Origin of the sequence: Bradyrhizobium viridifuturi (assembly GCF_001238275.1) — a bacterium.
Taxonomy (GTDB): Bacteria; Pseudomonadota; Alphaproteobacteria; order Rhizobiales; family Xanthobacteraceae; genus Bradyrhizobium; species Bradyrhizobium viridifuturi.
Window position 1 is genome coordinate 13,293 of record NZ_LGTB01000018.1, and the last position, 13,205, is coordinate 26,497.

12 protein-coding genes, 1 other RNA gene and 1 pseudogene are annotated in these 13,205 nt (G+C 65.4%); 8 read left to right on the forward strand and 6 right to left on the reverse strand.

Features of this window, described 5'->3' with window-relative positions; translation table 11 throughout:
* Window positions 1–186 precede the first annotated feature (186 nt).
* Window positions 187–1,989 carry an ABC transporter ATP-binding protein gene (locus ALC15_RS17655; protein ID WP_050628451.1) on the forward strand — a complete coding sequence of 601 codons (1,803 nt, stop codon included), beginning with the start codon at window positions 187–189 and terminating at the stop codon, window positions 1,987–1,989.
* Between the two features lie 83 nt (window positions 1,990–2,072).
* Window positions 2,073–3,458 carry an MATE family efflux transporter gene (locus tag ALC15_RS17660; RefSeq protein ID WP_050628343.1) on the forward strand — a complete coding sequence of 462 codons (1,386 nt, stop codon included), beginning with the start codon at window positions 2,073–2,075 and terminating at the stop codon, window positions 3,456–3,458.
* Window positions 3,459–3,482: 24 nt separating this feature from the next.
* Here the strand turns inward: ALC15_RS17660 and ALC15_RS17665 are convergent, their stop codons facing one another.
* Window positions 3,483–4,226, reverse strand: a complete 744-nt coding sequence (locus ALC15_RS17665; RefSeq protein WP_050628344.1) for a sulfite exporter TauE/SafE family protein — start codon at window positions 4,224–4,226, stop codon at window positions 3,483–3,485.
* Between the two features lie 106 nt (window positions 4,227–4,332).
* On the opposite strand from ALC15_RS17665, the gene ALC15_RS17670 reads away from it, so the two are divergent.
* Window positions 4,333–5,049: an alpha/beta fold hydrolase gene (locus ALC15_RS17670; RefSeq protein ID WP_050628345.1), complete on the forward strand. Its 717-nt coding sequence runs from the start codon at window positions 4,333–4,335 to the stop codon at window positions 5,047–5,049.
* A 44-nt stretch (window positions 5,050–5,093) separates the two neighbouring features.
* On the opposite strand, the gene ALC15_RS17675 is transcribed toward ALC15_RS17670, so the two are convergent.
* From ALC15_RS17675 to rnpB, 3 genes are all read right to left on the reverse strand, one after another.
* Complete coding sequence (locus ALC15_RS17675; RefSeq protein ID WP_347336294.1) at window positions 5,094–5,639, reverse strand: hypothetical protein; 546 nt, start codon at window positions 5,637–5,639, stop codon at window positions 5,094–5,096.
* A 67-nt stretch (window positions 5,640–5,706) separates the two neighbouring features.
* Window positions 5,707–5,886: a hypothetical protein gene (locus tag ALC15_RS17680; protein WP_095735866.1), complete on the reverse strand. Its 180-nt coding sequence runs from the start codon at window positions 5,884–5,886 to the stop codon at window positions 5,707–5,709.
* Window positions 5,887–5,989: 103 nt separating this feature from the next.
* Window positions 5,990–6,401, reverse strand: an RNA gene (rnpB, locus tag ALC15_RS18305) — RNase P RNA component class A.
* A 150-nt stretch (window positions 6,402–6,551) separates the two neighbouring features.
* Between rnpB and ALC15_RS17685 the strand changes: the two genes are divergently transcribed.
* Both ALC15_RS17685 and ALC15_RS17690 read left to right on the forward strand, forming a co-directional pair.
* Entirely contained in the window at window positions 6,552–6,911 is a 360-nt protein-coding gene (locus ALC15_RS17685) for a YciI family protein (RefSeq protein ID WP_050628347.1), read from the forward strand.
* A gap of 69 nt (window positions 6,912–6,980) precedes the next feature.
* Entirely contained in the window at window positions 6,981–8,216 is a 1,236-nt protein-coding gene (locus ALC15_RS17690) for an RNA polymerase sigma factor (protein ID WP_050628348.1), read from the forward strand.
* A 39-nt stretch (window positions 8,217–8,255) separates the two neighbouring features.
* Here ALC15_RS17690 and ALC15_RS17695 read toward each other — a convergent pair whose 3' ends face one another.
* Both ALC15_RS17695 and ALC15_RS17700 read right to left on the reverse strand, forming a co-directional pair.
* Window positions 8,256–8,474, reverse strand: a complete 219-nt coding sequence (locus ALC15_RS17695; RefSeq protein ID WP_050628349.1) for a hypothetical protein — start codon at window positions 8,472–8,474, stop codon at window positions 8,256–8,258.
* A 91-nt stretch (window positions 8,475–8,565) separates the two neighbouring features.
* Entirely contained in the window at window positions 8,566–9,438 is an 873-nt protein-coding gene (locus tag ALC15_RS17700) for an N-acetylmuramoyl-L-alanine amidase (RefSeq protein WP_050628350.1), read from the reverse strand.
* 495 nt (window positions 9,439–9,933) lie between these two features.
* Between ALC15_RS17700 and rsmH the strand changes: the two genes are divergently transcribed.
* The 3 genes and pseudogenes from rsmH to ALC15_RS17715 all read left to right on the forward strand — a co-directional run bounded on the left by rsmH (window position 9,934) and on the right by ALC15_RS17715 (window position 13,148).
* On the forward strand, window positions 9,934–10,929 hold the full coding sequence (rsmH, locus tag ALC15_RS17705; protein WP_050628351.1) for a 16S rRNA (cytosine(1402)-N(4))-methyltransferase RsmH: 996 nt from the start codon (window positions 9,934–9,936) through the stop codon (window positions 10,927–10,929).
* 2 nt (window positions 10,930–10,931) lie between these two features.
* On the forward strand, window positions 10,932–11,381 hold the full coding sequence (gene ftsL, locus ALC15_RS17710) for a cell division protein FtsL (protein ID WP_050628352.1): 450 nt from the start codon (window positions 10,932–10,934) through the stop codon (window positions 11,379–11,381).
* An 11-nt stretch (window positions 11,382–11,392) separates the two neighbouring features.
* Window positions 11,393–13,148, forward strand: a pseudogene (locus ALC15_RS17715) (peptidoglycan D,D-transpeptidase FtsI family protein).
* Window positions 13,149–13,205: the final 57 nt, after the last annotated feature.

The following is a 13,205-nucleotide window of genomic DNA, read 5'->3' on the forward strand; positions in this document are numbered from 1 at the left end:
CGCCCGCGTCGATTCTGCTGGGCGCCCTCGCGCATTAGGTCCCAGCGCTGATCGGGCTGAATGCCCGATCATCCAACTTCCCAACACGTTACCGATTGTTTTCAGCGACGTCTGCGGCCGGATTCCGTCCGCGCGTTGCCCCAGATGGAGCCGGCCGGCGCAGCGTATGCGTGGCCGGGATGTGCCATGAGCTCTCTAACGACCAAGCGACCGGCCGCGATCCGGATCGTGCTTCCCTTCGTGTTTCGCCATTGGCTGGAACAGCCGTTCCGCGCGTCGATCGTGACGGCGGGCTTCCTCGGCGCCACCGCGGCCGACCTGTTCATGCCGGTATTTTCAGGCCATCTGGTCGACGCGCTGACCGCGGGCGCCACCGACGCCGTCGCACGCCATGCGGCGATGCTGGCGTTCGGCGCCATCGTCGGCCTCGGTGCGCTATCGGTGCTGCTGCGGCTGATCGGCATCGAGACCATCGTGCCGTTCACGTTGAAGATGATGTCCGATATCGGGCAGCAGGCCTTCATGCGCGTGCAGCGCTTCTCGACCGACTGGCACGCCAATTCGTTCGCCGGCTCCACCGTGCGCAAGATCACGCGCGGCATGTGGGCGCTCGACCTGTTGAACGACACCATCCTGATGGCGCTGTTGCCGTCGCTCGTCGTGCTGGTCGGCTCGATGATCCTGCTGGGGCTGCACTGGCCGCAGCTCGGTGCGGTGATTGCCATCGGTTCAGTGATCTATGTCGCGATGACCATGGTGTTCCAGGTGCGCTACGTCGCGCCGGCCGCGCGTGTCTCCAATGCGTGGGACACCAAGGTCGGCGGCACGCTGGCCGACGCCTTGACCTGCAATGCGGTGGTGAAGTCGTTCGGTGCTGAATCGCGCGAGGACACGCGGCTGGACGGCGTAATCAGCCGCTGGGGCCGGCGGGTGCAGCGCACCTGGTTCCGCTACAACCGCACCTCGACGGCGCAGCTGCTGGTGCTGTTGTGCTTCCGCGCCTCGGTGGTCGGCGGTGCGATCCTGCTGTGGGCGCAGGGTGCCGCCACGCCGGGCGACGTCACCTATGTGCTGACCAGCTACTACATCATCCACGCCTATTTGCGGGATGTCGGGATGCACATCAACAACCTGCAGCGTTCGGTGAACGACATGGAGGAGCTGGTGCAGATCCATGGCGAGCCGCTCGGCATCATCGATGCCGGTGATGCCAGGACGATCGATATCCAGGGCGGCCGCATCGTGTTCGACGACGTCACGTTCCACTATGGCGGCCATCGCCGGCCGCTCTATGACGGACTGTCGATCGACATCGACGCCGGCGAACGCGTCGGCCTGGTCGGGCGCTCCGGCTCCGGGAAGACGACCTTCGTCAAGCTGGTGCAGCGGCTTTACGATGTCTCCGGTGGCAAGATCCTGATCGACGGTCAGGATATCGCCAAGGCGACGCAGCAGTCGCTGCGCAGCCAGATCGCGATCGTGCAGCAGGAGCCGATCCTGTTTCACCGTACGCTGGCGGAGAACATCGCCTATGGCCGGCCCGGTGCCGGCATGGAGGCGATCGAGCAGGCAGCGCGGCTCGCCAATGCGCACGACTTCATCATGCGGCTGCCGAAAGGCTACGGCACGCTGGTGGGCGAGCGCGGCGTCAAGCTGTCGGGCGGCGAGCGGCAGCGCGTGGCGCTGGCGCGCGCCTTCCTGGCGGATGCGCCGATCCTGATCCTGGACGAGGCGACCTCGAGCCTGGATTCGGAATCCGAGGCGCTGATCCAGCAGGCGATGGAGCGGCTGATGAAGGGCCGCACCTCGATCGTGATCGCGCACCGGCTGTCGACCGTGCGCAGCATGGATCGCATCCTGGTGTTCGATCGCGGCGAGATCGTCGAGCAGGGCACGCATGAGGTGCTGGCGGCGCGTCCGGGCGGCATCTACCGCGGCCTGTTCGAGCGGCAGGCGACCGAGTTCGGCGAGGTCGCGGCGGCGGAGTAGAGCGATGGCGCGTGGCTGATGGAGGTGTCTGCCAGCCACGCGCCGGAATCGATACGACAATCGATTTTGAGAATGGAATTGATATGAAGGACCTTACGCGCGGCTCCGTCGTGGGCCACATATTGACCATGGCGCCCCCGATCGTGGTCGGCATGATCACGATCATGATCTGCCAATTGGTCGACCTCTACTTCGTGGCGGGTCTTGGCGATGCCGCCGTTGCGGGCGTGGCGGCAGCGGGCAATGCGGGCTTTCTCGTCAACGCGCTGATGCAGGTGCTGGGCGTCGGCACCGTCGCGCTGATCGCGCATGCCGTCGGCCGCAAGGACCGCGCCGACGCCAACCTGGTGTTCAATCAGTCGATCGTGCTCTCGGTGCTGTGCGGGCTGTTGACGCTCGGCGCCGGCGCTGTGCTGTCGCGCCCCTATATGCGTTCGATCGCGGCCGACCAGGCCACTGTCGATGCGGGCACCACTTATCTGTTGTGGTTCATGCCGGCGCTGGCGCTGCAATTCCTCATTCAGGTGATGGCGTCAGCGCTGCGGGCGACCGGGATCGTGCGGCCCAGCATGCTGGTGCAGGCGGTCGCGGTCATCATCAACATCGCGCTGGCGCCGGTGCTGATCGCGGGCTGGGGCACCGGTCATGCGTTCGGCGTTGCCGGCGCGGGTCTGGCAAGTTCGATCGCCGTCCTCATCGGCGTGCTGATGTTGTTCGCGTATTTCCGCAAGCTGGAGCGCTATGTCGGGTTCGATCCCGCGCAGTGGCGCCCGCGACTCCGCCAGTGGACGCGCATCTTCAATGTCGGCCTGCCCGCCGGCGGCGAGTTCGCACTGATCTTTGCCTGGATGGGCGTGATCTACTACGTGCTGCGCGATTTCGGCCCGGCGGCCCAGGCCGGCTTCGGCATCGGGACGCGCGTGCTCGGCCTGATCCAGATGCCGGCATTGGCGGTCGCGCTCGCCGCCGGCCCGATCGCCGGTCAGAATTTCGGCGCCGGCAATGCTGGGCGCGTGCGGGAGACCTTCATCAAGGCGGTGTCGATTGGCACCGTCGTCATGATCGCGATCACGATCCTCGCGCAGTGGAAGCCGGGGCTGTTGCTCGACGGCTTCTCGAACGATCGCGAGACCATGGCGGTCGCTGCCCAGTTCCTGCACTTCGTCTCCATGAATCTGGTAGCGCAGGGCCTGGTCTTTACTTGCAACAGCATGTTCCAGGGCCTCGGCAACACCCGGCCAGTGCTGCTGAGCTCGTTCGTGCGCCTCTTCGCCTATGCGGTGCCGGTGATCTGGCTCTCGACGCGGCCCGGCTTCCGGATCGAGCACGTGTGGTATCTGTCGATCGTGTCGACGTGGCTGCAGGCTGGTCTGAGCTTGTGGTTGCTGCGTCGCGAATTCAGCAGGCGGCTCGCGCCGCCGGCGCGGGAAGCCACTCCGGAGCGCGTTGGTCTTGAGCCGGTCGGATGACCGGCTCTGTGCGACGGCGGTTGATCATCGCGGCGCCAGCCCATTCCACACCAGCGCCACGCCGGACAGGAACAGCAGCAGCAGCACGACGTCGGAGAAATTGCGGTCGCTGAGCGCGTGATAGAGCCGGGAGCCGAGCCAGGCGCCGAGCAGCGTTCCCGGAAAGGCGCAGGCGACGAGCCAGATCAGCTCTGTTGTCACCAACCCGCTTGCGATCTGGACCAGCAGCGCGGCGGCCAGAATGGTGAAATTGAAGATCTGGAACACGCCGCGGCGCTGCTGCTTGCCCCAGCCGCGTACGCTCGCCCACAGGATCGGCAGCGGGCCGGACAGTCCGGCGAGGCCGCCGAGGATGCCGCCGGCAAATCCGATCGCGCCGTCGGCCCATTTGCCGCCGAACGAAATTGACATCGGCTTGCGTTGCAGGAACAGCAGGGTCGGAAACACCAGCAGGAAGACGCCGATCGTCAGCTTGAACACGTCGGGGTCGGCGCGGGCGATCAGCAGGATGCCGATCGGTACGCCGGCGAGACCGCAGATGACGAACGGCCAGACCAGGCGGAAATCGATCGTCTTCCAGATCGACGGCAGCGTGGAAATCTGCGCGATGACCGAGCACACCAGCACCAGCGGCACCGCAAGCGTCGGCGGCAGCACATAGAGCCAGATGCCGAGCGCCATCAGCGCGGTGCCGAAGCCGGCGAGACCGGAGACGAAACCGCCCGCAAGCGCGCCGAAGAACAGGATGGCGTAGCTCGCCGGGGTCATCCTCATCTCGTTCTTATGATCGTTGCCGGGACGTTTACACGACGATGGCTGTGGGTACACTTCAAAATCGCGGCTCATCAACGATAATCGGAATGGAAGCGTGGCCATGACTGCGAATTCGCGAAAAACCTTTCTGGTCTGTCACGGCGCCTGGTCGGCAGGGTGGGCGTGGAAGAAGATGCATCCCTTGATGCAGGCCGCCGGGCATCGGCTCGTCACGCCGAGCTACACCGGGCTCGGCGATCGCGCGCACCTCGCGCATCAAGGGCTCGACCTGGATGCCCATATCAACGACATGCTCAACGTCATTTCATACGAAGACCTGCGCGACATCGTGCTGGTCGGCCATTCCTATGGCGGCATGGTCGCGACCGGCGTCGCCGACCGGGTGCGCGAGCGCGTCGCGCAGATGATCTACATCGACGCCTTCGTGCCGCGCGACGGCCAGTCGCTGTTCGATCTCAACGAAGTCGCTATCGCGAGCATGCGCGAGGCTGCGCGCACTGGCGATGGCTGGCGCATTCCACCGATGCAGACGCCACCGGATACGTCCCCCGCGGACGTCGAGTGGCTCAGCGCGCGCCGCGTCGCGATGCCGATCAAATGCTTCGAGCAGAAATTGCTGTTGAATCGCGGCGAGACCAATCTGCCGCGCAGCTACATCTACGCCACCCGCATCCCACCGGCGGATACGTTCGGCCAGTTTGCTGAACGCACGAAGCATGAGGCCGGCTGGCGCTACTTTGAGATCGATGCCAGCCACTCGCCGAACGTCACCGCGCCCGAGGCGCTGATGGCGTTGCTGCAAGAGATCGTTTCCTGACGAGCCGCCATTCCGGGACATGCGAAACATCGTCCCGGAATCAATCAGGTCCGCTTGTTCAGGTCATGCCCCCCGCGCGTCGCGCACGGCCTGAGCGACCTTCGTCGACTGCGACACCCGCCCGATTTTCGCGCCTGCAATGATTTTTCTACGGCGTTCGCTCGGCTTCGGCGCCATGCCTTCGCTCGCGGTGGCTCCGGCCGGTGGATGGGTCGTGAAGTTCGCGGCCCGGTGCAGCGCGAGGCTTTTCGGGCCGCTTCGACATGCGCGGTCCGGGCCGCCAGATTGTGCTGACGCCTGAGCTCCGTGTTTACCCGCTTCAGCGCAGCCGCGAAGACCTGCTTTCGCTCGGACGCATGCGCGGCGGTTCCCGGAAAGCTCGTCCCGCGCGCGTCGGCCTTGCCGCGGCTCTCGCGCTGCTTGTGCCGGCCGACCGTTCGCTCCTTGTCACGCATCTTGCGCAAGCGGGGCCGCATCGCCTCGAGCTCAGCCACCTCGACGTCATAGATGGCGGGATGATGCGTCAGGCGGATTGCTTCATATTCTTCGTGGTTGAGAATGCTGCGCTCGAACTTGCAGGCGACCGACATTACCATTCCTCCCTTTGATTTTCTTGAATCCTGGGCAGAAGCACACGTCCGGTTCCAGCGAGCGGCCCTACTTTCCTGCTTCGTCGTCCTTGAGGCGAATCCCCTCAGTCCGCAAAGCCGCAAAGAGAGCCGCGATATCTTCGGGCTCCATATTGTTGGGACACATCCCGTTGAGTTGTTCGGTCGTGATCGTGCCGCTGCTCTTGGCGACGTCTCGGGCCTTCGCCATGATCTTCTGAAGATCCATCTGCGATCCTCCACGAAGCAGCCAGTCTAGCAGATGAGGCGCGATTGTGGTGCCGGATATGGCGAGGGGCCCGGCGTGCTGCGCCGAGCCCCTCATACTCCAAAATATCAGCCGGCCTGTAAGCCGGGTTCTGTAGGGCACCATTCTTTCGAATGGTACGCGACGGCCATTCCTCTGGGACAAGGTTTGCACCTTGCCTCGAGCAACCTACCCGGACAGCGGGCCTGACATCGCCCTGCGGTGTTATCGCGCATGCGCGAACTAACCGCGTTGCCGTCCCTATTCGGTTTTGCTCCCGGTGTGGTTTGCCATGCCGTCTCCGTTGCCGGAAACGCGGTGCGCTCTTACCGCACCTTTTCACCCTTACCTCGCCGAAGCGGGCGGTTCGTTCTCTGTGGCACTTTCCCTGGGGTCGCCCCCGCCGGACGTTATCCGGCACCGCATGTCGATGGAGCCCGGACTTTCCTCCCCCGCGGCCTTTCGGCACCAGCGGGAGCGGCCGTCCGGCCGACTGACGTCCATGGCATGGGCGTTTCGGGCGGTCCCGTCAAGCCGGATTAGCCCCCCGCCAAGCCCGCCAAAATAATTTATCCTGAAGATGTCGTCCCGCCTGCCGCCCGTTCGACTGGGTGTCGGCGATCCAGCCGATCAAGAGGAGAGATGAGATGCAGTACCTTTTGCTGATCTACCGGAGCGACGCGGAATATGGCCGCCTGAATGCCGACGACCGCAAGGCGGTGACGGCGGAGTACGGCGCCTACACCCAGTCCATCATCCAGAGCGGGCACTTCAAGGCCGGCGACGGGCTGCAGCCGGTGTCGACCGCGACCACGGTGCGGGTCCGTGACGGCAAGACGCTGACGACCGACGGGCCGTTCGCCGAAACCCGCGAACAGCTCGGCGGCTACTATCTGGTCGAGGCCAAGGATCTCGACACTGCGCTCGGCCTCGCGGCACGGATTCCCGGCGCCAAGACCGGCTCGATCGAAGTCAGGCCTGTCATGATCTACGATAACCCGCGATAGCGCCGTCATCTCCGATGGACACAGCGGCCGCTGTCGCCCGGCGCGGCCGCTGCGCAACGATCGATGGTCATGACCCCGAGCCAGATCGAAAGAGTGTTTCGCGACGAGGCGGGCCGGGCGCTCGCCACGCTGATCCGCCTCGTCGGCGATTTCGATCTGGCCGAGGATGCGCTTCAGGATGCCTTCGCAGTCGCGTTGCAGCGCTGGCCGATCGGTGATTTCCCAGCCAATCCGCGCGCCTGGCTGGTCAATGTCGGGCGCAACAAGGCGATCGACCGCGTCCGCCGCGCGGTGACGTTTCGCGGCAAGCAGCAGGAGCTTACGCATCAATTGTTGCTGGATGCGGAGGCATCGCCCGAGCCGGCCGATGCGACGCTCGACGACGACATGCTGCGGCTGATCTTCACCTGCTGCCATCCGTCCTTTGCCGCCGAGGTGCAGGTTGCGCTGACCCTGCGCACGGTGTGCGGGCTGACGACGGCTGAGGTCGCGCGCGCCTTCCTGGTGAGCGAGGATGCCATGGCGCAGCGCCTGTTGCGCGCCAAGCAGAAGATCAAGCTCGCCGGCATTCCCTATGAGGTGCCGGAGCGCGAGGCACTAGAGCCGCGCCTCACCGGCGTGCTCGCGGTGATCTATCTCGTCTTCACCGAAGGCTATGCCGCGACCGCCGGCGAGGATCTGATGCGGCCCGATCTTGCGCGCGAGGCGATCCGGCTGGCGCGGCTGCTCGATGGGCTGATTCCGGCGCGCGGCGAGATCAAGGGCCTGTTGGCGCTGATGCTGCTGCACGATGCGCGCCGCGCCGGCCGGCAGACCGCCGGCGGCGACATCGTGCTGCTCGAGGAGCAGAACCGTTCGCTGTGGGATGTAAGGCAGATCGCCGACGGTGTCAGGCTGGTCGAGGAGGCGCTGCAAATGCCGGGCCGGCCGCAATCCTATGCGGTGCAGGCGGCGATCGCCGCGCTGCATGCACGTGCGCCGAGCTATGAGGATACCGATTGGCCGCAGATCGCCGGTCTCTATGAGGTGCTGCTGCGCATCAGCCCGTCGCCGGTGATCGAGCTCAATCACGCCGCTGCGGTGTCGATGGTCGACGGCCCGGCGCGCGCGCTCGATCTGATCGATGCGCTCGACGCGCGCGGAACCCTGAAGGGATACGACCAGCTGCCCGCGGTGCGCGCCGACCTGCTACGCCGCCTCGGCCGCAACGACGAAGCGCGGCAGGCGTATCTTGCGGCCACCGCCGCGACACAACTGGAGCCGCTGCGGCGGCTCTATGCGCGCCGCATCGCCGAGATGGGGTGACGTCACCTCATCTCGTGCGCTGCTTGTAAAGGAACGTGCTCAGTACCCGGTCTTGGCCTTGGCGCCACCGGTCGATTGCCCGGTCGTCGTTCCACTCGACATGCCGGTCGTGGTGCCGGGTGCCATCTTCTTCTGTGCGTGATGGACCTTGTGGGTCTTGTGCATGGACGACGTGGACTTGCCTTGGGTCGTCATAGCGGCTGCCGGCGCGGCGATCAGGCCAACGGCGACAGCTCCCGCGATGAGTGCTTTGAACATGGACGAATCTCCACTCAGAGCGCCCCAACGAAGAAAACCGCACGTGGCGAAAAGTTCCTGTTTGCGCGCTGCAATCAGGGAAAAATCGGCGCTATTTCGATGCGGCCGCGGCAGCCTTCGCTGCGTCCGGCGGCAGGGACTCGAGCAGCGCGTACAACGTCGCCATGGTGGAACGGTCGGCGATCCCGTCGACGCGCTCGGGGCGGAAGTGGCGCTGGAAGGCGGTGACGACCTCCATGGTCGGGCCGTCGAACTTGCCGTTGGTCGGGATGTTGTAGCCGTAACGGCGGAACGCGGCCTGCATGTTGGAGACGGCATCGCTGATCGCACCGAGTTGCAGCGCGTCGCCGCGCACGATCGGCGCCGGCTGCACCCAGTGCCCGACGCCGGAATTGGCCAGCGAGTGCCACGGGAATTTCTCGCCGGGATCCTTCTTGCGCCCCGGCGCCACGTCGGAATGGCCGAGCACGCGATGCGAGACCACATTGCGACGAAGCATGATGCCGCGGCACAGCGCGATGACGGCCGCGATCTGGCGCAGCGGGAAGTCGGGATAACCCCAATCGTGGCCACGATTGACGATCTCGACGCCGATCGAGCAGGAATTGATGTCCTCCTCGCCGGCCCAGGCCGAGACGCCGGCGTGCCAGGCGCGCTTGCTCTCCGGTACGCACTGCACGATGCGGCCGTCCTCGAGCACGATGTAGTGCGCCGAGACCTCGGTGCCGGCGGTGCAGAGCTGGGCGATCGCGCCCTCCACATCGGGCATGCCGGTGTAATGCAGCAAGATCATGTCGGGCTGCCGGTCGCCCGCGCGGTCGCCGAAATTGACCGACGGGATCACGTCGGAGGCAACAGAGGAATCCGGTGTGAACGTCTTCACGTCGGCCACGCCCTTCGGAACAGGAAGGACGCGCTGACGCTTCGGATCAGCGTTGCCGGACGAGGACGAACCAGAAGCCATACGAATCACTCAAACCCAAACCTGGAGAAAGCATTTTGACATATGGATAAACAAATAGGCGTTTACTATTCCTTTACCGTGCGGGGCCGCGCAATCGGCCTCTCGGGTTCCATCGGCTGCAAGATGCCCGTGCGATGATGCCCGAAGCAAAAGCCGAGGCTACCACTCGAAAGCGGATCAAAGTCGCGCGATTCTGCTAACCGATCGTCAACGTTTTCTTAACGTTAAGTGCCGTTACTGAGAGGTGAAGTGCCGAACCGGTTTCGGGGGACGGCCACAGGACGCTGAGCCCCGCTGTTTGCGCGAAATCCCATGGAAACCCTCCAAATTCCGGTCGGATATCAGGATTTGCGGCCGAGGAGGGGAGTTGGCGCTGTCATCACGCGGCGGCATTTTCGCCGGAACGGCACGGGCTCCAGCGAGGATTCGAGACGCAATGGATCGGCGCGCAGCCAGCTTGCATGCCAGTTACGCGGCCCTGCCCGGGGACCGCGCATGAGCGAGCGCGCGCCGCGTCATATTTCGGTGCTGGGCCGCGAGGCGGTCGCGTATCTCGCGCCCCGCGCCGGCGGCATCTATGTCGACGCGACTTTCGGCGCCGGCGGCTACAGCCGCATGATTCTCGATGTCGCTGAGGCGCGCGTGATCGGCATCGACCGCGACCGTACGGCGATTGCGGGCGGCTTCGATCTGGTCGACGGTGCCGGCGGCCGGCTGACGCTGGTCGAGGACCGCTTCTCCGAACTCGCCGAGGTCTGTGCCGCGCAGGGCGTGGATAGGGTCGACGGCGTCGTGATGGATGTCGGCGTCTCTTCGATGCAGCTCGATCAGGCCGAGCGCGGCTTTTCGTTTCGTCTGGGCGGACCGCTCGACATGCGGATGGGCCAGAGCGGCCCGACCGCGGCCGAGGTGGTCGCGACCGCGACCGAAAAGCAGCTCGCCGACATCATCTACATCTTCGGCGAGGAGCGCCATTCGCGCGGCGTTGCGCGTGCCATCGTCGCCGCGCGCAAGGATGCGCCGATCACGACGACGGATGCGCTTGCCGACATCGTTGCGAAAGTCGTGCGCGCCAAGCCGAACGAGATCCATCCGGCGACGCGGACCTTTCAGGCGCTGCGCATCTTCGTCAATGAAGAGCTCGACGAGCTCTATTTGGCGCTCGCGGCGGCCGAGCGCGTGCTGAAGCCGGGCGGCCGGCTCGCCGTGGTCTCGTTCCATTCGCTGGAAGACCGCATCGTGAAGATTTTCCTCGGCGAACGCGGCAAGGTCGCGGCCGGGTCGCGGCATCTGCCCGAGGTCGCGCAGGCCGCGCCGAGCTTTCAAATCCTGACCAAGCGCCCGGTTGTGCCCGGAGAGGCCGAGATATCGGCCAATCCGCGCGCCCGCTCGGCCAAGCTGCGCGCCGCCGAACGCACCGCAGCGCCCGCGCATGCGGAGGACGATTTGCCGTCCTGGCCGCGTCTCGCCGACCTGAAGCGGGGAGGCTGACGATGCGCCTTCTCCATCTCCTCGTCATCGGCATGCTGATCTTCGCGGCGTCCTATGTCTACCGCATCAAGATGGAATCGACCGCGCGGGTCGAGCGCGTGCTGCAGCTCAATGCCGAGATCCGCGAGCAGCGCAACGCGATCGCCACCCTGCGCGCCGAATGGGCCAAGCTCGATGCGCCGCTGCGACTGCAGGGGCTTGCCGAACGCCACCTGCCGCTGAAGCCGCTCAACGCCAATCAGTATGATTCCCTGAAGAACCTGCCGGAGCGGCCGCCGAGCTTCACGCGGCCCGGTTCGCGCGATCCGATCGGCGCGATGATCGACACCATCGAGGCCGCAGCCGCGCCCGACAGCACGACCGGATCGATCGACAAGGCGGCGACCGACCAGCCGGCCGCCGACCAGCCCGCGTCCGACGATTCCGGGCAAGGCGGGGGAGACCAGCAATGACGGGACCAGCCATGACCGATCCGGCGCCCGCCAACAAGCCGGCAGCGAAATCCACCGAGCCGCTGCGCCAGCGGCTGATCCGCTCGCTGTTGTACGGAAGCAATGTCGACCGTGCCGCCAAGGCACGCGCGCGTGTCGGTCTTGCGATCCTCGCGTTCGCCGCGGTCTATTGCGTGCTGGCCGGCCGGCTCGTGCTGTTCGCCGTCGGCGCCGACAGCCACGGCGCGCGGCGCACCGCCTCGCAGGACGCGATCGCAACCGCCAGGCCCGACATCACCGATCGCAACGGCGAAATTCTCGCGACCGACGTCAAGGCGCCGAGCCTGTTCGCCGAGCCGCGCCGCCTGATCGACAAGGACGAGGCAATCGAGCTCTTGACCGGGGCCTTGCCCGATCTCGACACCAGCGAGGTGCGCGACCGCCTGTCGTCGCGCAAGGGCTTCGTCTGGCTGAAGCGCGAGATCACGCCGAAGCAGCAGCTCGATATCCATCGCCTCGGCCTTCCCGGCGTCGGCTTCCTGCGTGAGAACAAGCGTGTCTATCCGACCGGCAACGAGGTCGCCCACCTGATCGGCCTGGTCAATATCGACAACCAGGCATCGCCGGCATGGAGAAGTGGCTGGACAATAACGGTCTGGCCGATCTGCATCGCGCGGCTTCGCCACCGACCGGCTGCAGAAGCCGGTGGAATTGTCGATCGACCTGCGCGTCGAGCACGCGCTGCGCGACGAGCTGATCAAGGCCAAGGAGAAGTTCAAGGCCAAGGCGGCCTCGGGTCTCGTCTCCAACGTGCGCACCGGCGAGATCGTCGCGATGGTATCGCTGCCGGATTTCGATCCGAACAATCCGAAGGAGGCGCACGATCCCGACCGCATCAACCGCCTGACCACCGGCGTCTACGAGATGGGCTCGACCTTCAAGGCGTTCACGCTGGCGATGGCGCTGGATAGCGGCCGGTTCGACCTCAACTCGATGTGGGACGCGCGCGGCCCGCTGCATTACGGCAAGTTCGCGATCCATGACGATCACAACCTGGGCCGCATGATCAACATGAAGGAGGTGTTCTACTATTCCTCCAACATCGGCGCCGGGCGCATTGCGCTGGCGATGGGCGTCGACGCCCACAAGGCCTTCCTGCGCAAGATGGGGCAACTCGAGCGGCTGCGCACCGAATTGCCGGAGAGCGCCTCGCCGATCGTGCCGAAGAAGTGGGGCGAATTGAACACCGTCACCATCTCGTTCGGTCACGGCATCGCGGTGGCGCCGCTGCAGGCGGTGATGGGCATCGACGCGTTGGTCAATGGCGGCTATCTGATCCCGCCGACCTTCCTGAGGCGCACCGAGCAGGAGGCGATGGCGATGGCCAAGCGGGTCATCAAGCCCGAGACCTCGGACAAGATGCGCTATCTGATGCGGCTCAACGCCGAGGTGGGCACCGCGAAGAAGGCCGACGTCAAGGGCTACTATATCGGCGGCAAGACCGGCACCGCGGAAAAGGTGATCAACGGCCGCTATGCCAAGAAGCGTGTGCTCAACGCCTTCACCGCGATCCTGCCCGCCGACAATCCGAAATACCAGCTGCTGATCATGCTCGACGAGCCGCAGCCGCTGAAGGAGACCTATGGTTTCATCACGTCGGGCTGGAACGCGGTGCCGACCGGTGGCAATGTGATCGCCCGAATTGCGCCGCTTTTGGGCGTCGAGCCGCGCTTCGACCTGCCGCCGTCCGACCGCCTTATTCTTGCGGCATCGAGAGCAACCCAGTAAGGCGTATATTCACAGCATGATCCGGAGAAGTGCGCAGCGGTTCTCCGGGCAGATCAT

Excerpts from the sequence above, each read along its gene's own strand:
- ALC15_RS17655 (WP_050628451.1), top strand. The coding sequence starts at position 187 with ATGAGCTCTCTAACGACCAAGCGACCGGCCGCGATCCGGATCGTGCTT.
- ALC15_RS17660 (WP_050628343.1), top strand. The coding sequence starts at position 2,073 with ATGAAGGACCTTACGCGCGGCTCCGTCGTGGGCCACATATTGACCATG.
- ALC15_RS17665 (WP_050628344.1), bottom strand. The coding sequence starts at position 4,226 with ATGACCCCGGCGAGCTACGCCATCCTGTTCTTCGGCGCGCTTGCGGGC.
- ALC15_RS17670 (WP_050628345.1), top strand. The coding sequence starts at position 4,333 with ATGACTGCGAATTCGCGAAAAACCTTTCTGGTCTGTCACGGCGCCTGG.
- ALC15_RS17675 (WP_347336294.1), bottom strand. The coding sequence starts at position 5,639 with ATGTCGGTCGCCTGCAAGTTCGAGCGCAGCATTCTCAACCACGAAGAA.
- ALC15_RS17680 (WP_095735866.1), bottom strand. The coding sequence starts at position 5,886 with ATGGATCTTCAGAAGATCATGGCGAAGGCCCGAGACGTCGCCAAGAGC.
- ALC15_RS17685 (WP_050628347.1), top strand. The coding sequence starts at position 6,552 with ATGCAGTACCTTTTGCTGATCTACCGGAGCGACGCGGAATATGGCCGC.
- ALC15_RS17690 (WP_050628348.1), top strand. The coding sequence starts at position 6,981 with ATGACCCCGAGCCAGATCGAAAGAGTGTTTCGCGACGAGGCGGGCCGG.
- ALC15_RS17695 (WP_050628349.1), bottom strand. The coding sequence starts at position 8,474 with ATGTTCAAAGCACTCATCGCGGGAGCTGTCGCCGTTGGCCTGATCGCC.
- ALC15_RS17700 (WP_050628350.1), bottom strand. The coding sequence starts at position 9,438 with ATGGCTTCTGGTTCGTCCTCGTCCGGCAACGCTGATCCGAAGCGTCAG.
- rsmH (WP_050628351.1), top strand. The coding sequence starts at position 9,934 with ATGAGCGAGCGCGCGCCGCGTCATATTTCGGTGCTGGGCCGCGAGGCG.
- ftsL (WP_050628352.1), top strand. The coding sequence starts at position 10,932 with ATGCGCCTTCTCCATCTCCTCGTCATCGGCATGCTGATCTTCGCGGCG.